The 18,663-nt window shown below is 59.4% G+C and carries 17 protein-coding genes; 1 reads left to right on the forward strand and 16 read right to left on the reverse strand.

The genetic code is table 11. From position 1 onward, the window contains the following. Positions 1 to 33: 33 nt before the first annotated feature. The 11 genes from ASF29_RS19060 to ASF29_RS19110 form a co-directional block, all read right to left on the reverse strand. Entirely contained in the window at positions 34 to 855 is an 822-nt protein-coding gene (locus ASF29_RS19060; RefSeq protein ID WP_062452215.1) for an ABC transporter permease, read from the reverse strand. Continuing rightward, entirely contained in the window at positions 852 to 1,802 is a 951-nt protein-coding gene (locus tag ASF29_RS19065) for an ABC transporter permease (RefSeq protein ID WP_062452216.1), read from the reverse strand. The genes ASF29_RS19060 and ASF29_RS19065 overlap by 4 nt, the downstream gene beginning before the upstream one ends. 229 nt (positions 1,803 to 2,031) lie before the next feature. After that, positions 2,032 to 3,570, reverse strand: coding sequence for an ABC transporter substrate-binding protein (locus tag ASF29_RS19070; RefSeq protein WP_062452217.1), 1,539 nt, complete (start codon positions 3,568 to 3,570; stop codon positions 2,032 to 2,034). 84 nt (positions 3,571 to 3,654) lie between these two features. Then, positions 3,655 to 4,554 carry a LysR family transcriptional regulator gene (locus tag ASF29_RS19075; RefSeq protein ID WP_062452218.1) on the reverse strand — a complete coding sequence of 300 codons (900 nt, stop codon included), beginning with the start codon at positions 4,552 to 4,554 and terminating at the stop codon, positions 3,655 to 3,657. 164 nt (positions 4,555 to 4,718) lie between these two features. Further along, the gene (locus ASF29_RS19080; RefSeq protein ID WP_062452219.1) at positions 4,719 to 5,468 is read right to left on the reverse strand and encodes an ABC transporter ATP-binding protein; all 750 of its coding nucleotides are present in this window, start codon (positions 5,466 to 5,468) and stop codon (positions 4,719 to 4,721) included. Continuing rightward, the gene (locus ASF29_RS19085; RefSeq protein WP_062452220.1) at positions 5,465 to 6,301 is read right to left on the reverse strand and encodes an ABC transporter ATP-binding protein; all 837 of its coding nucleotides are present in this window, start codon (positions 6,299 to 6,301) and stop codon (positions 5,465 to 5,467) included. The genes ASF29_RS19080 and ASF29_RS19085 overlap by 4 nt, the downstream gene beginning before the upstream one ends. Beyond that, positions 6,298 to 7,230: an ABC transporter permease gene (locus ASF29_RS19090; RefSeq protein WP_062452221.1), complete on the reverse strand. Its 933-nt coding sequence runs from the start codon at positions 7,228 to 7,230 to the stop codon at positions 6,298 to 6,300. The genes ASF29_RS19085 and ASF29_RS19090 overlap by 4 nt, the downstream gene beginning before the upstream one ends. Further along, the gene (locus ASF29_RS19095; protein WP_062452222.1) at positions 7,227 to 8,294 is read right to left on the reverse strand and encodes an ABC transporter permease; all 1,068 of its coding nucleotides are present in this window, start codon (positions 8,292 to 8,294) and stop codon (positions 7,227 to 7,229) included. Before ASF29_RS19095 ends, ASF29_RS19090 begins: the two co-directional genes overlap by 4 nt. A gap of 18 nt (positions 8,295 to 8,312) precedes the next feature. Beyond that, positions 8,313 to 9,950: an ABC transporter substrate-binding protein gene (locus tag ASF29_RS19100; RefSeq protein ID WP_062452223.1), complete on the reverse strand. Its 1,638-nt coding sequence runs from the start codon at positions 9,948 to 9,950 to the stop codon at positions 8,313 to 8,315. Between the two features lie 37 nt (positions 9,951 to 9,987). Continuing rightward, positions 9,988 to 11,043, reverse strand: coding sequence for a dipeptidase (locus tag ASF29_RS19105; protein ID WP_062452224.1), 1,056 nt, complete (start codon positions 11,041 to 11,043; stop codon positions 9,988 to 9,990). Between the two features lie 157 nt (positions 11,044 to 11,200). Further along, complete coding sequence (locus ASF29_RS19110) at positions 11,201 to 11,872, reverse strand: phosphoribosyltransferase (protein WP_244473596.1); 672 nt, start codon at positions 11,870 to 11,872, stop codon at positions 11,201 to 11,203. Between the two features lie 115 nt (positions 11,873 to 11,987). On the opposite strand from ASF29_RS19110, the gene ASF29_RS19115 reads away from it, so the two are divergent. After that, entirely contained in the window at positions 11,988 to 13,160 is a 1,173-nt protein-coding gene (locus tag ASF29_RS19115; RefSeq protein WP_062452225.1) for a M20 aminoacylase family protein, read from the forward strand. A gap of 122 nt (positions 13,161 to 13,282) precedes the next feature. Here ASF29_RS19115 and ASF29_RS19120 read toward each other — a convergent pair whose 3' ends face one another. From ASF29_RS19120 to ASF29_RS19140, 5 genes are read right to left on the reverse strand one after another with little or no spacing between them, the layout of a single operon-like run. After that, positions 13,283 to 15,076, reverse strand: a complete 1,794-nt coding sequence (locus ASF29_RS19120; protein ID WP_062452226.1) for an adenine deaminase — start codon at positions 15,074 to 15,076, stop codon at positions 13,283 to 13,285. After that, complete coding sequence (locus tag ASF29_RS19125) at positions 15,073 to 15,999, reverse strand: nucleoside hydrolase (protein WP_062452227.1); 927 nt, start codon at positions 15,997 to 15,999, stop codon at positions 15,073 to 15,075. Before ASF29_RS19125 ends, ASF29_RS19120 begins: the two co-directional genes overlap by 4 nt. 2 nt (positions 16,000 to 16,001) lie before the next feature. Beyond that, positions 16,002 to 17,027 carry an ABC transporter ATP-binding protein gene (locus ASF29_RS19130; protein ID WP_062452228.1) on the reverse strand — a complete coding sequence of 342 codons (1,026 nt, stop codon included), beginning with the start codon at positions 17,025 to 17,027 and terminating at the stop codon, positions 16,002 to 16,004. Continuing rightward, a complete protein-coding gene (locus ASF29_RS19135) occupies positions 17,020 to 17,799 on the reverse strand; it encodes an ABC transporter permease (protein ID WP_062452229.1) in 780 nt (259 codons plus the stop codon). The genes ASF29_RS19130 and ASF29_RS19135 overlap by 8 nt, the downstream gene beginning before the upstream one ends. Then, positions 17,796 to 18,623, reverse strand: a complete 828-nt coding sequence (locus ASF29_RS19140) for an ABC transporter permease (protein ID WP_062452230.1) — start codon at positions 18,621 to 18,623, stop codon at positions 17,796 to 17,798. Before ASF29_RS19140 ends, ASF29_RS19135 begins: the two co-directional genes overlap by 4 nt. Positions 18,624 to 18,663 lie beyond the last annotated feature (40 nt).

The following is an 18,663-nucleotide window of genomic DNA, read 5'->3' on the forward strand; positions in this document are numbered from 1 at the left end:
ACGACATCCACCTCACATTGTCGTTGGAGAGCCCTATCGGCGGGTTTTCGGATCAAGCATATCTCTGAGACCATCGCCCAGAAGATTGAAGCCGAGAACCGCTAGGGCGATGGCTAGGCCGGGCAAGATCGCAAGCCAGGGCGCGGCGGAGAGATAGGTCTGTGATTCCCACAACATCCGCCCCCATGTGGGTGCCGGCGGCGGCATGCCGAGGCCAAGGAAACTGAGGCCCGCCTCGGTCAAAATGGCAAGACCCAGCTGGATGCTGACCTGCACGATGATGAGATTGGTGAGGTTGGGCAGGATATGCGTAAAGGTAATGCCGCCCCTGCTGCGCCCCAGACTTTCCGCTGCCAGCACGAAATCCCGCGCCCATAATTGCAGCGCCGCAGCGCAGGTCAGCCGGGCAAAGACCGGCACCATGAAGGTGGCGATGGCGACGATGGCGGTGAAGCGACCGGAACCGATGAAGGCCCCCAGCATCATAGCTGAAAGGATGGGCGGCAGCGCGAAAATGATATCGCAGAGGCGCATCAGTAACGCCTCGACGACACCGCGTTGCGCGGCGGCAAATATGCCGACCAGCGTGCCGACGGTCGCGCCGATGGCAACCGCCATGACGGCGGTGGAGAGCGAATTCCACGCCCCGACCATCAGCATCGAGAGAATATCTCGGCCGAAATGATCGGTGCCCAGCAGGCCTTGCGCCAGCGGCGGTTTCAGCTTTGCGACGATGTTCATTTTCGTTGGCGACTGCGGTGTCCAGACGAGGGAGAGCAGCGCGATGGCGAGTAGAGCACCGGTGATGATGGCACCCGACAGCAGAGTGAGATTACGGCGATGGAAACGTCTCATGCGGCACGCGCCCGCAATCGTGGATCGATCAGCAGATAGGCCATATCGACAAGGAAATTCATTGTTATGACAAGCGCGCAGAAGAACAGCACAACCGATTGCATGACGACAATGTCGCGCTGGGTCAGCGCCTGATAGGCGAGACGCCCGAGACCGGGCAGGTTGAAGACGTTTTCCACCAGCACCGTGCCTGCGATCAGAAAGGTGAATTGCAGGCCGATCATGGTGACAACGGGGATCAGCGCATTGGGCAGAACGTGTTTCCACAGCGTCGCCCCCTCACCGATGCCCTTGGCGCGGACTGTGCGGACGAAATCCTCACCCATCACCTCCAGCATGGCCGAGCGACAAACCCGCGTCAGCACGCTGGCCTGCGAGAAGGCCAGCGCCACCGCCGGAAGCACCAGCGCCTTCAGTGCTGGGGCAACACCTGCCTGCCAACCCGGAAAGCCGCCCGCTGGCATCCAGCCGAGCGTGGTGGAGAACAGCAAGATCAGCAGCAGCCCGACCCAAAAACCCGGTACGGCAATGCCCGCATGGGCAAACAATCCGCAGAGAAAATCGATGACGCCACCTCTGTATCGCGCCGCGAGGACGCCCAGCGGCAGGGCGATGAGGATGGACAGACCGACGGCGATGAGAGCGAGTGGGAGGGTGACGGTGAGCCTGTCGAGGATGAGCCCGGCCACTGGGACGCCGTAGGTGTAGGATTGCCCCAGATCACCCCGCGCGATGGCCGCGAGCCATTGCAGGTAGCGCAGCACGAGGGGCTGATCGAGACCCATCTGTTTTTGCAGCGCTGCGAGTGTGTCGGCACTGGCCGAGGTGCCGAGCATGATGGCAGCAGGGTCGCCGGGTAGCAGGCCCATGACGAAGTAGATGAGGAAGGAGACGGCGAGCAGTGTTATGAGGAGGGTTAGGATGCGTTTGGAGATGAGGGCTATCATGTGGGTGCCCGGTCTCTAGGGCGGTGGGTGTGGTTTACCCCCCTCTGTCCTGCCGGACATCTCCCCCTCAGGTGGGGAGATCGGAAAGACGCGCCTTCGTCACCCACTCCGCAACGTTCAAGATGGGCGAGAGCGAACCACGAGTCGACCTCCCCCCTTGAGGGGGAGATGTCCGGCAGGACAGAGGGGGGCAAACCCCACCCACCGCCTTTATACTGCAAACACACCATCACTCTTCCCAATGCACATCCGTCAACACATTCGACGGGATAGGCTCGTTCTCCCACAGCCCCTGAATCTTCCTGTCCCAAACCCCAAGCTTCGGCATCACGAAGAGAAACAGTGCTGGCACATCTTCCGCCAGAATCTTCTGCGCATCCCGATAAAGCTGCTCCTGCTGGGCAGGATCGGACGTCAGCTCGACGTTCTTGATGATCTCGTTGAAGGTCGGGTTCTTGTAGTTGAAGTAATAGGGATCGCGCGAAAAGATGTCGATATCCATCGGCTCGGCATGGGCGACGATGGTCATTTCGTAATTGGCGCCTTTCAGAACATCCGACACCCATTTGCCGGGAAATTCCGTGGTTTCGATGTTCATCGTCACGCCGATTTCGGCAAACATGGCTTGCAGGACCTGTGCGCTGCGCTGGGCATAGGCCATTTGCGGGGCCTTGATGGTGAAGGTCAGGCCGTTGGGATAACCGGCCTCGGCCAGCAACGACTTGGCCTTTTCCGCATCATACGGGAAGACGCCGGTCGTATCGATGTAGCCACGGTCATTCGGCGTGTAATGACTGCCGATGGCCGTGCCGAAGCCGGACCATGCGCCTTCGATGACGGTTGCGCGGTCGACCGCCATCATCAGCGCCTGACGCACGCGCTTGTCGTTGAAAGGTTTGACGGCATTGTTCATGCCCGCAACCACCTTCAACTCCGTGTTGCCGATGAAGGTGCCGAGCCGCGCATCGCCATCGAAGGAACCCATCAGTTCCGGCGCGCCGAATTCTGGGAAGGCATCGACATCGCCGGATTTCAGCGCTGCGGCCTGCGCCTGCGGATCGGGAATGAAGCGGAAGGTTGCCTTGTCGAGAGCAGCGGTCACGGACCTGTTCCAGTAGTCCATGTTGCGCGACAGCTCGACCTTTTCGCCCTTGGCCCAGTTGACGAATTTGAACGGGCCGGTGCCGATGGGTATCGTCTTGTTGGTTTCGGCAGATTTGGTGCCGACCATGACCGAGGCGGGCCAGCCGAGCCAATAGAGCAGGCTGCCGGAGGGCTGCTTCAGTTTCAGAACAAGCGTCGTCGCATCTGGCGTTTCGATGCTGTCGATGGCCGCAAAGAAGCGTTTCTGCGGATTGATGGATGCGTCGCCACGCGCGCGGTCCAGCGATGCCTTGGCGACGGTGGCATCAAAGGCTTCGCCATCGTGGAATTCCACGCCCTGATGCAGCTTGAACGTATAGGTCTTACCGTCTTCGGAAATCTCCCAGCTATCCGCCAGTTGCGGCTGAATTTTGCCATCCCTGTCGATGGTGACGAGGCCTTCGAAGACATTCTGCCAGGTGACCTGACCGATGAAGACGTTAGCGCCAGCTGTCGGATCAAGCCCGGCAGGCTCTGTGCCCATGCCGATGGTGATGGAATTTTTTGCCCCTGCAAAAGCCACCGTGGCGGGCAACATAGCTGAAAGCGTGGTAGCAATGGCAAGGCCCATGGCCAGGCGGCGTGTGAGATTTACCGATTGCAAAAGCATGCTGCGCATCATCATCGTCTCCGGTCGAGTGGCGCAAACATTTTGTGTTCAGCGCGTTGCGAAAATCGCTACACGACATCAAGGGTAAAAATCAACCGTCTATTTCGGCAGATTACCAAGAAAGGTCTCAATGAAACTGGCAAGCGTTGCGGCGGCAAAGGACAGTTCACGGTCTGGCGCAACGCAAAGCTCCATGTTTGTACGCACGCCCTTTGCGCCGCTGAGCGGGATTGCGACCATCTGGCCAGACTTGATTTCGCGCGCAACCGCAAGGGCTGGCAGGACGGTGGCGGCGGCGCGGTCCAGCACCAGTTCTTTTAGGAGTTCCAGTGAACTGGCGGTGAAGACCGGATCAAGCGTGATGCCAGAATCTGCAAACAGCGCATCGAAGGCCTGCCGTGCCGCGAAGGTTTTTTCCGGCAGGGCAAGCGGCATATTGGCAAGTTCCTTCAGTGAAATCGAAGACTTGGCTGCCAAGGGATGATCTGCGGGAAGGATGACATCATAGCCAATCTCCCGTTTTGCAAGGATTTTGACCTCGGAGGTCTTGGGCGCAAACAAGGTGATGGCGATATCCGCCTGTGCGGAAACCAAAGCGTCGATGGCCTGTCGTGCCGAGGTGATATGCACCTCGAAACGCAGCTTTGGATAGGCTTGGGCGAATTGCGATAACGCCGGTGCCAGCAGGCTGGCGACGGTGGCGCCATTGGCATAGATCGTGGCACGCCCACGCTCCAGCCCCTTGAGATCATCGATCAACTGATGAACATGCCCAAGCTCGCGCAGGGTTTTTCCGGCACGTTCCGCCAGAAGCTCTCCCGCTGCGGTCAAGGTCACACCGCGGCTGGACCGCTCCACCAGCGGCGTGCCGAAATACTCTTCCAGATTCTCGATCTGGCGGCTGACGGCGGTGGGTGCAACATTGAGATTCTCCGCCGCCGCCCGCATGGAACTGGTGCGGACAAGCTCATCGAAATACATCAATGCGCGTAGATTCATGGTGAGTATCCGTTTTCTAGTGAGCCGTCATACCGGGCTAGACCCGGTATCCAGTGCGATCAAGTCCTTGATCGCAGAAGACTCTATTCGTCTTGCAGACGCAAGACGGCTGGCCCCCGGATCAAGTCCGGGGTGACGGAGTGCGAGGTGTAGCTCCCCACGCCTCAATCGCGGACAAAACCTTCACTCGCCACCAGCAATTGCCGCGTATAATCCGCCTCGAACTTGCGGCTTTCCAGCGCCTCCACATCCAGCATTTCCACAACCTTGCCGCTTTTCATCACGGCGAGACGGTCGCACATGTGGCTGATAACGCCGAGGTCGTGGCTGACCATGAGGAAGGTGAGATTTCGGTCATCCCGAGCCTGTTCCAGCAGGTTGAGGATTTCGGCCTGAATGGAGGCGTCGAGCGCCGATGTCGGTTCGTCCAGCAGCAGGATTTTCGGCTCCAGAATGAGCGCGCGCGCAATGGCGATGCGCTGGCGCTGGCCGCCGGAAAGCTGGTGCGAATAGCGGAAGCGGAAGCCGGTCCCAAGACCAACCTCATCCAGCGCGCGGGTGATGCGGCCTTCCTTGTCGTCCAGCCCATGGATCGTCAGCGGCTCCAGTAGCAGCGCATCCACCGTCTGGCGCGGATGCAGCGAACCATAGGGGTCCTGAAACACCATCTGCACATCGCGATAGAAGCTCTTTTCGCGGAACTTGCTCTTATAGGTCCGCCCCTCCACCATGAGGCTGCCTTCATCGAAATGGTTGAGCCCGGCAATGGCGCGCAAAAGCGTGGATTTGCCCGAACCGGATTCGCCAACGAGGCCGAAGGATTCGCCTTGGGCCACATCGATGCTGACACCATCGAGCGCGATATGGCCGTCGAAATCCACGACCATGTCTTTGACGGAAAGAACTGTGGTCATGCGCGCCACTCCGGCTTGCGGTCCAGAACCGGCAACGGGTGCCTGTTCTCGCCGATCTTCGGCAGGCAGTTGAGCAGCCCGCGCGTATAGGGGTGCTGAGCATTGTCCAGATTGGATGCCTGAAGTTCTTCCACCACGCGCCCCGCATACATGACGATGACGCGGTCGCAGAAGGACGAGACCAGTCGCAAATCATGCGAGATAAAGATGAGGCCCATGCCGCGGTCGCGCACCAGCTTGTCGAGAATGCCGAGAACTTCCAGCTGTACGGTCACATCAAGCGCCGATGTCGGCTCGTCGGCAATCAACAATTCCGGCCCGCAAACCAGCATCATGGCAATCATCACGCGCTGGCCCATGCCGCCTGACACTTCGTGCGGGTAAAGCCCGTAGACGCGTTCCGGCTCTCGAATCTGCACGGCCTCCAGCATATCGAGTGCCCGCTGTTTGGCTGCCGATGTGCTAATGCGTTCATGCGTTTGCAAGGTTTCCACGATCTGGCGACCGATGGGCATGACCGGGTTTAGCGAATATTTCGGGTCCTGAAGGATCATGCCGATGCGCTTGCCGCGAATGCTGCGGCGCTGCTTGGCTGAGGCTTTGAGCAGATCGATATCGCCGAAGCGCAGGGCATCCGCTTCGATTCTCGCGGCAGACGGCGTCAGCCCCATGATCGCGCGGCCCGTCTGGGATTTGCCAGAGCCGGATTCGCCAACGATGCCGAGACGCTCCTTGCCGAGCGTAAACGACACGCCACGCACCGCTTCCACGAGCCCGGTGCGGGTGGGAAAGGAGACGCGCAGGTTTTCGACGGTCAGAAGCGGCGCACTCATTGGCCAGCCTCCTTCGGGTCCAGCGCATCGCGCAGACCATCGCCCAGCAGGTTGAAGCCCAGGCTGACGATAAGGATGGCGATGCCGGGCATGGCCGCGACCCACCATTGATCGAGAATGAAGCGGCGGCCGGATGCGATCATCGCGCCCCATTCCGGCAGCGGCGGCTGTGCGCCGAGGCCGAGGAAGCCGAGACCGGCGGCGGTCAGAATGATACCCGCCATATCCAGCGTTACACGCACGATGAGCGAGGACATGCATAGCGGCATGACGTGTTTGAGCACGATGCGCCACGGCGAAGCACCCATCAATTGCACCGCCGCAATGAAATCGGAATTGCGGAAGGTCATGGTTTCTGCACGCGCAATGCGGGCATAGGGCGGCCATGAGGTGATGGCGATGGCGAGCACCGCATTCTCGATGCCCGGCCCCAGAGCCGCCACCAGCGCCAGTGCCAGAACGAGCTTCGGAAACGCCAGAAAGATATCGGTAATGCGCATCAATACGGCATCCACCCAGCCACCGGCGTAACCGGCAACCGTGCCGACGATGAGGCCGACGGGGGCTGCGATGATCGCAACCAGCAGAACCACGAACAGCGTCAGCCGCGAACCGTGGATGAGGCGCGAGAGAATATCCCGACCCTGATCATCCGTGCCGAGCAGATAGCCTGCACTACCGGGTGGTAGCAGGCGGGCATTGCGCAAATCACCCTGCACGGCGGAATGCGGGGCCAGCACATCGGCGAAGATGGCGACCAGCACCAGTGCGAGAATAATGCCGAGCCCGGCGAGCGCCAGCCGGTTTTCCGAAAAGCGCCGCCAGATGACGTAAGCGCGGCCAAGTCGGGCCTGTCCGCGCGAGGCGGGGCGATCGGAGAGCAGCCACTCGCGGCTATAGGGTTTCAATGGTGTCGAAGCTGTCGTCATCGGCTGCGCGTCCTCGGATCGAGCGTCCGGTAGAGCAGATCGGACAGGAGATTGATGCTTATGAACACAGCGCCAATCACGATGGTGCCGCCGAGAACGGCGTTCATATCCGCATTCTGCAAGGAATTGGTGATGTAAAGCCCAAGCCCCGGCCAGGAGAAGATGGTTTCCGTTAGAACCGAGCCTTCCAGCAACCCGGCATAGGACAGCACGATGACCGTCAACAGCGGCACGGCGGCATTGCGCAGAGCGTGAAACCAGATGATGCGGGTTTCCGACAGGCCCTTGGCACGTGCCGCGACGATGTATTCCTGGGAGAGTTCATTGAGCATGAAGGAGCGCGTCATGCGGCTGATATAGGCCAACGAAAAATAGCCCAGCAATCCGGCGGGCAGAATGATGTGGCGGAAGAGGTCCCACAGCACGTCCCATTGCCGCTGCCACAATGCATCCAGCAGGAAAAATCCTGTGGTCGAGGTGAAGGTGAATTCATAGACGATATCCATGCGACCGGGATAAGCGACCCAGTTCAGCTTGGCGTAAAACACCAAGAGCGCCAGAAGCCCGAGCCAGAAGATCGGCACGGAATAACCGACGAGGCCGATGATGCGCACGATCTGGTCGATGATGCTGCCGCGCTTGACGGCAGCTAACACGCCGAGCGGAATGCCGAAGACGGCACCAATCAGCGTGCCGAGGGTAGCCAGCTCGATGGTGGCGGGGAAGACCCGGATGATATCGGTCATCACAGGGTTGGTGGTCAGCACGGATGTGCCGAAATCACCGGATAGAGCCTGCTTGATGTAGAGGAAAAACTGCTGCCAGAGCGGCAGGTTAAGGCCGAGTTCCTCGCGCACACGTTCCACCACATGGGCAGGCGCACGGTCACCCACGATCGCCAAGGCGGGATCGATGGGGATGACGCGACCGATAAAAAATGTAACTGCCAGCAGCCCCAGGAATGTGGTGATGACAGTTATGAGAAAGCCGAAAACGGCGATCAGGCGCTTGTTGGCGCGGCTTTTGCCGCGCCTTGGCCTTGGTACTGTTTCAATGATGGTCACTGGATCAATCCTGCCGGATCATTCCTTGGAGATCGGATAGACATAGTTCGTGTCGAAGCTTGGCCCGAGCTTCAGACCCTTCAGCTTGTTGGAATATCCGGCCACTTCGGTTTGCTGGAAGATCACCACAAACGGACCTGTCTCCAGAACCTTCTTCTGAAGATCCTCATAAATCTTGGCGCGCTTGGCACTGTCCTTCTCAAGAAGCGCCGACTGCGTTTCCTTCGTCAGTTCCGGAACGTCCCAGGCATTGCGCCATGCCAGCGTTTTGTTCTTACCATCATCGGCATTGTCGTAATTGATGGTGAAGGTTTCAGCGTTGGAGTTCGGATCGAAATAGTCTGAGCCCCACTGTCCGATGTAAATATCGTGTGTTCGAGCGCGGAACTTGGTCAGTGTCTGCTTGCCATCACCGGGGATGATTTGCAGTTTGATTCCAGCCTGTGCCAAAGTCTGCTGTACGCTCTCCGCAATGCCAGTAACAGGCTGCGTGTTGCGCACATCCATGGTTACGGTAAAGCCATCCTTCAGGCCAGCCTTTGCCAGCAATTCCTTGGCCTTGGCAACATCCAGCTTATAAGGGTTTTCATCCAGAGCGCCCAACTGACCCTTTGGCAGGAATGTCTGGTGAATTTCACCAATGCCCTTGATGATGGTGGCACCAATGCCTTCGTAATCGACAAGGTATTTGAACGCTTCGATGACTTCCGGCTTTTTCAGGTTCTCATTTTTCTGGTTGAGGCTGAAATAATAGACGGTGCCCTTTGGGGCGGAGGTGATGCTGAAGCCTTCTTTCTTGGACACGGCTTCCATATCGCCCGGCTCAAGGTTACGGGCCACATCGATATCGCCATTTTCCAGCGCCAGACGCTGGCCAGAGCTTTCCTTCATGTGGCGATAGATGACACGCTTCAGTTTTGGCTTTTCGGCATAATAATTCGGGTTGGCTTCCAGAATAACCGCTTCGTTGGCTTTCCAACCAAGAATTTTGTAGGGGCCGGAACCGGCATAACCTGTCTTCAGGAATTCGTTGCCGAAATCGCTGTCATATTTGTAATCGGCGCTTGGCGTCACCGCCTTGGCCTTTTCCATAACGAACTTCTTGTCCACCACGGAGGCAACGGTTGCAGTCAAAACGTTGAGAACGAAGCTGGGCGCATAGGGCTTATCGACCGTCAGCACGAATGTGTTGGCATCCGTTGCTTTTGCTTTCTCCGTGACGTTGTCACCCTTCAGGCCGAACTGCGTCAGCAGAAATGCGGGAGATTTGTCCAGCTTGACCGCGCGCTCGAAGGAGAAGGCTACGTCTTCTGCTGTCACTGGATTGCCGGAGGCGAATTTCAGGCCGGGCTTCAGTTTGAATGTGTAGGTCAGGCCATCATCAGATGTCGTCCAGCTCTCAGCCAGATCGCCCTTGACCTTGGAGGTGTCAGCGATATCGATAGAGACGAGCTTGCTGTAGGTGTTGCCGGTGACTTCAGCTGTCGATAGCTCGAATGCCTCGCCCGGATCAAGCGTGATGATGTCATCGATGGCGAAACCTTCGACCAGCGTATCGGCGGGCGTTGCCGCAAAGGCCTGTGGCGCGAGAGAGAGCATCGAAAGGGCCACGCTGGTGGCAAGGATGCGGGCGGCTTTATTGAGCGATTTGTTCATCGTCTTCCCCTGTTTGTATCTCGGTTTATACTCGGTCTCAGGCCGGTTCGTGCCATGCCTGAGCCAAAACGCGCAGCCAGTTTTCCCGGCAAATTTTAGCAAGGTCTTGATCAGCGTAGCCCGCAGATTTGAGCGCCGCAACAAGATTATTGTTGCCCTTGGCATCGCGGATTTCCGCGGGTATCGTCGCGCCATCGAAGTCCGAACCCAGCGCCACGCAATCGATGCCCATACGCTCGACCATGTAATCGATATGCTGAACCATTAGTGAAAGCGGCGTGTTGGCGTCATCGCGCGCATCCGGGCGCAGCATAGTGACGGCGTAGTTGAGGCCGACCAGGCCTTTGCTTTCCTTGATGGCGTCCATTTGCTTATCGGTGAGATTGCGCGCCACGGGCGTCAGGGCGTGGACGTTGGAGTGGCTGGCGATCAACGGCTGGTCGGTGGTCTTTGCCACATCCCAGAAGCCTTTTTCGGTGATGTGCGCGAGATCGACGAGAATGCCAAGCTGGTTGCAGCGTTTCACCAGCTCGAAACCGGCATCGGTCAGGCCAGGTGCGGTATCTGGCGACATGGGGTAGGCGAAAGGCACGCCGTGGCCGAAAATATTGTGACGACTCCAGACCGGGCCGAGCGAGCGCAGGCCTGCGGCATAGAACACATCCAGCGCATCGAGGTCGGCGGCAATCGCCTCACAGCCTTCCATATGCAGCACGGCGGCGAAGACGCCGTCTTCCATGGCCTTGCGGATGTCTGCGGTCGAGCGGCAGAGCTTCCAGCCGCCAGCCTGATCTAGCCGAAGGGCAATCGCTGCCTTTTCCAACGCAATATCGAGCGATGGCTGGCGCTCCAGCGGGGCTGCAAGCGGGGTTACATAATGCCCTGATGCATCCGGCTCCTGAAGGATCAGATCACCGGAGGGAATATAGATGGCGCAGATGCCGCCAGCCAAACCGCCAGCCTTGGCACGCGGCGCATCGATATGGCCTTCATACGTGCCCTGCATGAACTCAGCGACGGGATCGCTTCCCGATTTGGCGTTGCGCCACAGCCGCAAGAGCACATCATTGTGACCATCGAAAACCAATTGCATGCAGAACTTCCAAACGGCGTGGCCATTTTTTTATATTTAAAGCCATGGGCTTACTCAATTGAAGACAATCCTAGGCCCATCGTCCAAGCCTCCGCAAGTCAGAAATTGAGCAGGATGAAAAAATAGCCAATCAACGACTACTGGCGATTGGTGTCCTTCAGGAAATCCAACCGTCACCTGTCTTTTTCAGCATAGGTGCGGTGAAAACGCCCTGCACCCTGCCCGGCCATTGTGCGCCGAAATCCGCCAGCTTGTCGCGCCATCTGTCCGATTGCAGCATGGCGGCACCGACGACGACTGGCTCGATGGCGGAGGCCGCGAGAAGCGACAGACCTGCAATGATGGAGGTGCCGCTGGAAATCACATCATCCACCAGTGCAACCCGCCTGCCCTCCAGAAGCGGCAACATACGTGGATCGATATAGAGCCGCTTCTGTTGCTGCGTGGTGATGGATGACATGGGGACGGACAGTTCTTCGAGATACCAGAATTTGCGTGACGTTCCGAGAGGCACATACCGGCTGTGACCGAGGCGGCGCGCGACTTCTGCCGCCAGCGTCAGGCCCAGCGTTGGAAGGCCAACGACAATGTCGATCTCGAAAGGCTTGAGCTTGGCCGCCAGGTCATCTGACAGCGCTTCGACCACGGAAAAGGACGCCTGATTGATGATGAGCGATGCGAGCGCATGTTCCGCATCGGCCAGTGGGCGGATCGGCAGGCGCAACTGTCTGCCATCATCGAGCGTAACAGGGAAGAAGCCGGAATGGGGGCCTGCAAGATCGAAGCTGCTGGGTGCGTGGATCCCCTGCCAGAACTCGTGCGGCTTCATGACCATTCCTTTCGCGGCGAGATTATTTCGGTTTTGCCAGTCGGTCCTATTAATTTTCAGGGTCTTCTGCACTAGAAAAAGAAGACTGTTCTGCTTTCGCAAGGAATTACCGCCCATGACCCCGCTCGCCCGGTTCGGAAACGACCTGCCCTTTCTGACCGCTCTGCGGCGAGACCTGCATGCCTACCCCGAACTCGGCTTCGAGGAAGAGCGCACCAGCGCGCTGGTTGCCAAGCATCTGAAGGAGGCCGGGATTACGGTTCACCGTGGCCTGGGCAAAACCGGCGTCGTCGGCACGCTGCAAGTCGGCAATGGCACACGCCGCATTGGCCTGCGTGCAGATATGGATGCGCTGGCCATGCCCGAACTTGCAGAGCGACCCTATAAGTCGACCGTTCCCGGCAAGATGCACGCCTGCGGCCATGACGGACATACGGTGATGCTGCTGGGTGCCGCACGGCATCTGGCCGAGACCCGCAATTTTTCCGGCACGGTTCACTTCATCTTCCAGCCCGCCGAAGAAGGTCGTGGCGGCGCGAAACAGATGGTGGAAGACGGACTGTTCGATCTTTTTCCCTGCGATGCCGTCTACGGGCTGCACAATATGCCGGGGCTGGATGTGGACGAAATGGCCGTGGTCGAGGGGCCGCAACTGGCGTCCTCCGATAGCTGGCGGGTGACGTTCAAGGGCATCGGCACCCATGGCGCAAAGCCGCATCTGGGGCGCGACCCGATCACCGCGGCAGGAAGCTTTCTGGCCGCACTGCAAAGCATCGTCGGGCGCGTGATCGATCCCCTGCAACCGGCTGTCGTCAGCGCCTGTTCAGTGCAGGCGGGTGATCCTAAAGCGCTGAACGTCATCCCCGATATCGTCGAAATCGGCGGCACGGCGCGGGCCTATTCGGCGCATGTCCGCGACCAGCTGGAAGAGGAAATCGGACGACTGGCCCATGGCACCGCTGCTATGTTCGGGATCGAGGTGATTTACGACTTCATCCGCCGCATTCCGCCCGTGATCAATGATGCGGATGCGGCAAGCCGGGCACTCAAAGCGGCGCAAAGCGTATTCGGCGAAAAGGCCAGAACCACCTTCCCGCCCTCAACGGCGGGAGACGATTTTTCGTTCTTTGCGGGTGAAGCGCCGGGCTGTTACGTCTGGCTCGGCAACGGTCCGGCAGTAGACGGCGCGCTGCACCACAATACGTCCTATGATTTCAACGATGATGCGATTGCGTCGGGTATGGCCTTCTGGACGACGCTGGTGGAGCAGGAGTTGGCGGTGGAGTAACCACAAAGACCTCTTTCGTAATCCTGGGGCTTGTCCCGAGGATCTACCACCCTCTCGGTTGCCTCAACGTTGTTAGATGCCCGGGACAAGCCCGAGCATGACGGACGTGAAGCCGGAACGCTCTAAGCCAAAACCTCCAGCACCGGCGTTTCCAGCACCCTGCCCTTCAGAACATCGGCAATGCCCATATCCGTCTGGTGCGGGCCAATATTGCAGGCGAGTGTTGCGCCAAAGCAGGCTTTGAAGACCAGATAGGGCGGCTGCCACTCCACGATCTGACCGACAGCATCGCGCACGGCTTCAAAACCCGATGCGACATCTTCCAGACCTGCGTCGGAGACGAGTCCGGAGAGCGGGAGTGGTAGAAGCGCCGTGACCTCGCCGCCGGATGCAACGGCCATGCCGCCACCTGCTTTGATGACCGCGTTTGCGGCAACCGCCATATCATCGGCATTGCCGCCGAACACTGTCAGATTATGGCTGTCATGCGCGACGGTGGTGGCGAAAGCGCCGTCCCATTTGCCCCAGCCGGTGAGGAAACCGGTGCGGGTTACAGGATCGGCCTTGCCGTGGCGGTGGGTGACGGAAATCATGGTTGCGCCTTCAGGCGCCACCACGAAACCGTTTTCCACGGCAGCGTCCACCTCTCCCCACCGGGTGAAGCGCGGCTTATCGATGGTTGCAAGTTTGACCTTTTTGCCTTCCGATTTGACTTTGAAATCTGAGGGGGAGCGCGGTGTGAGCTTTACCGAATTCTGGAGCGGTGCGGCATCCATCTCGGTGAGATCAACCAGCATTTTGCCACCTTCAGCAACCGGCGTGCCGCTGGCCAACACATGGCGCGGGACAAAGTGTGACAGGTCTTCGAAGACGGCGATGTCGGCACGACGACCGGCGGCTATGAGGCCAAGATCGTTGCGGGCAAGGCGCATGGCCGCATTCAGCGTGGCGGCGCGCAGGGCCCATTCGGGTTTCAAGCCATAGCCCACAAGACGCCGCACCACATCATCGAGACCGCCCTTTTTGAGGAGATCGTCGGGGAAGACATCGTCGGTACACAGTGTCAGCGTTTGCGGCAGATGGCCAAGCGCGTTCACGGCTTCCACGAATTCCGGCAGGAGATGGTCGTGCGAACCGCGCAGCTCTATCGTCAGCCCGGCCCGCAGCTTTGCCATGAGATCGGCAGCCGATGTCAGCTCATGATCGGACGTGATGCCCGCCGCCATGAAGGCGTTGAGATCGGCACCCTCAAGACCGCGCGCATGGCCGCAGATCAGCTTGTCGGAGAACAGGCCTTCCTGAAGAATGGCGCTCATGCGCGGATCGCGCTCGATGACGCCGCGCATGTTCATGACTTCGGCTACACCGCCGACTTCTGGCCAGAACAGCATTTCCGCCATGGCGGAGGCGTCAAAATCGCCACCCGCCTGCTCCAGACCCGGCGCTGACGGCACCGACGATGGTGCCAGCAGGATGGCCCGCAACGGCAGACCCTTGGCAGCGCGTGTGGCCCAGCAGACACCATCGATGCCGTGGACATTGCCGAATTCATGCGGGTCCCAGAGAATGGTGGTCACGCCGCGCGCAACGACGGCCTTGGCGTAGGCCGCAGGCGTGATCATCGAGCTTTCGATATGCATATGCATGTCGATCAGCCCCGGCGAGACATAGGCGCCCGTGGCATCGAGAATGCGCGTTGCATCCTTGCGTGACCCGGCCTCGTGAACACTGGCAATCAGCGGGCCGACGATGCCGATATCGGCTAGCCGAAGTTCACCCGTCACAACATCGACCAGCGTTCCACCGCTGATGAGGATGTCGAAAGGCTGGTGGCCTCGGGCGGCGGCAACCGCGCGGGCGCGCAGCGCATCGTCATTCATTCCGTCGCGATCGACAATAATGGTCTGCTCTTTCATCGGCTGGCCTCCAGACGTAGGGCATCGAGAATGATGGATTTGGCGCTGATAGCATCGACCGTTTCGGCAAATTGCGCATTGAAGCTTTCAGCATGGGCGGCACGCGCTTCGACCACGGTTCGGCCCCGCGTCAGCGTGCCATGAAGCTCGACATCGATGCGCGCTTGTTTCCATCCGATGCAATCCGGGGCCACGAGGGCGACGGCGGCGCAGGGATCGTAAAGCGCCATGGCATCACGCCCGCGACTGGTGGCTATGTTGATGAAGCCTTCCAGCATATCGGCGATCAAATTGGCATTCTTGCCGCCAGCAACGCGAATGGGTGCAACGTCGAAAAGCGCTGCCGTCACCTTGCGGCAGAGATCGAGATCGACCATGCGCAACGGCAATTCGTGGGCGATGACGATGGCCAGCGCTTCGGGATCAGCAAAGGCATTGAATTCGGCAGAGGCGGTGTGGTTTCCGGCCGTTACACCACCACCCATCCATGTCAGCTCGGTGATGCGAGCTGCAAGATCGGGCCGTGCGAGGCAGATGGCGGCGATGTTGGTGAGGGGCCCGAGCGCCAGAATGCGCTTATCTTCGCCGTCCTCTCCCAGCCAATCGCAAAGCGCCTGGAAAGCATCGTTGTGCGGCAGATCGGCAGCGTCGGGCAGGCCAGCGCCAACTGTTGGGATGCCGGTGTCGCCAAGGATCATCTGTGCGGTTTCGAGCGTCCCCAGAACGGGGTTTTCTCGCCCCGTGTGGATGGGAAACGTCCAGCCGAAGGCAGCTGCGGCACCCGCCGCATTCCGGCGCACTTGCGCCAGCGGCGCGTTGCCGAACACAAGCGAGAGGCCATCGATATCAAGCCCGTGCGCCGTCGCAACCATAATTGCGGCGATGTCATCGAAGCCCATGTCGCAATCGATCCAGATACCCATGATCAGCTGAACACTTTCAGGCTGGCGGCGCGCTTGACCGGCAGGTCGAAGGCGAGCGGTGTGCCGATGTCCTGCACCGGCAGGGCCGCGTCGACTTCGGCCTTAATGGGCCCAAGCGGTGTGTCCAGCAGATATTCACGGGCATTGCCCGCAAAAGACGTGCCGCGCACGGTGCCCTCGAAAGGTCCTGAACCGAGGGTGACCATGCGCGGCCTCCATGCCAGTCCCGCCGTACTCGGAACCTGGCCAGAAAGGGGGATGCTTCCGTTATCAGTCTTGAGCAAACCACCCTCTAGACGAAAGATATTTTCAAAGCCGACGAAGTCAGCCACGAAGGATGAGACAGGCGCGTTATAGATTTCTTCCGGCGTGCCGATCTGCTCGATGGCACCGCTTTTCATCACCACGATGCGGTCGGCGAGCGCCAGGGCCTCGACCTGATCATGGGTGACGAAAATCATGGTGACGCCGGTGGCCTTTTGCACACGCTGAAGCTCGGTGCGCATTTCCAGCCGCAGCCGCGCATCGAGGTTCGACAGCGGTTCGTCCAGAAGCAGAACCTTGGGGTCCATGACCATGGAACGGGCCAGCGCCACGCGCTGCTGCTGCCCGCCGGAGAGTTCCGCCGGTTTGCGCGAGGCGAAAGCGGACAGGCCGACGGATTTCAGACCGGAGGCGACTTTCTCATCCAGCGGCGCGCCTTTCACGCCCTTCAGCTTCAGACCGAAGGCGACATTTTCGTAAACCGTCAGATGCGGAAACAGCGCGTATGACTGGAACACCAGCCCCACCGCCCGCTTGTTGGCGGAGACCCGGGTGATATCTGCACCATCGAGATCGATCCGACCGGCAGCCACTGGCATCAGCCCGGCAATGGCGCGCATCGTCGTGGTCTTGCCGCAGCCGGATGGGCCGAGCAGTGCCAGCAGTTCACCCTTGCGGATGTCGAGGTTCAGGTCCTTGACCGCAATGGAATTGCCATAGGCCAGCGACAGGTTCTGGAGCGAGAGATAATTTGCATCAGACATAACGGGAGAACCCCAGAAAACGTTCGGCCATGAAGACAATGCCGATGGACAGGAAGGCGAGCAGCGAAGACAGGGCTGCCACGGATGGGTCGAAGACGATTTCCATATAACCCAGCATATCGATGGGCAGGGTGCGCACGCCGGGACCGGAGAGGAACAGCGACACCGGCACTTGGTTGAAGCTGGTTACGAAGCCCAGAATGAAGGCCGAGAGAATGCCACCCCTGATATTCGGCAGCACGACGCGGAAGAATGCACCGAGCCGCGACGAACCGAGCAGGACTGCGGCTTCCTCGATATCCGAGCGCAGATTGGTAAGACTGGCCGACACCACGCGCACCGCATAGGGCAGGATGAGCGCCGTATGCGCCAGAAACAGCGCAAGCGTTATGCCGATGCCGAAGGGCACGACGAAATAGCGCAGGAGCGCAAGACCTACGATGATGCCGGGAACGATGATCGGGGCCGAAACGATGGTGCGGATGGTTTCTGAAAAGGGCAGCTTGTAGCGCGACATGGCATAGGCGGCTGGAATGCCAAGGATCAGCGCTGCGAATGTGCCGCCAATGGCCAGGAACATCGACATGGCAAAGCTTTCGCGAAAGCTTTCGACCGTAAAGACCTTGGCGATCCATTTCAGCGAAAAGCCCTGCGGCGGGAAGGCCAGCGTATCGCCCGCCGAAAAGGAGGCCGCGACGATGATCAGGAACGGGCCGATCAGAAAGCCGATGACCAGCGCAAGCGTCAGCGGAATGAAGAGGTGCCGGGTCATTTCTTGTTCCTTGCCGTGGCGATGCGCTTGAGCAGGATATTGGCCGCAAAGCTCATGACGATCAGAATGAAGGCGATGACGCTGGCCGCGACGAAATTATTGGACACCGTGACCTGCTGATAAAGCAGCGTTTCCAGCATCAGCACCTTGGAGCCGCCGAGAATGGCGGGCGTGATATAGGCCGTCAGCGAGCCGGTGAAGACCAGCGTGCCGCCCACGACAAGACCTTCCTTGGTCAGCGGCAGAATAACCTTCCAGAATACCTGCAACCAGTTTGCACCGAGCACCCGCGAGGCGGCAATCACGTCTTTCGGCATGTTTTCCAGCGCGCTGATGAGGGAGATGATCATCAGCGGCAGAAACAGTTGCAGCAGGCCGATGAAGACGGCGGTTTCGGAAAACAGAATGCGGATCGGCGCGTCCGTGAGCCCCACCAGCTTCAGCAACTCGTTGACCATGCCGGTGCGGCCGAGAATGACGATCCAGGCATAGGTGCGGGCCACGGGCGAGATCATCAACGGCAGAATGACGAGGTTGATCATATGGCCTTTGGAATTTGCCGGTAGATTGACGATGGCGAAGGCCGCCGCATAACCGATGATGGCCGAGACCACGGTCACAAGAGCGCCGAGCTTCAGCGTGCGCAGGAAGACGGCGCGGTTCAGCGGATCGAAAAAGAAATCCACATAGGCCTGAAAGGTCCAGCCATCGGCGGTGCGAAATCCTTCCGACAGCAGAATGAACACGGGCACAAGAAACACCGCCGCCGCAAAGATTGCAGCGGGCAAGGCAAGCGCCAAGGCTTCAGCCCGGTTTTGAAACATGGAGTCTTCTCCGGTGTTGAAATGTCTCCGCCTGCTTGGC

Source organism: Rhizobium sp. Leaf262, assembly GCF_001422245.1.
In the GTDB taxonomy this organism is placed as follows: domain Bacteria; phylum Pseudomonadota; class Alphaproteobacteria; order Rhizobiales; family Rhizobiaceae; genus Agrobacterium.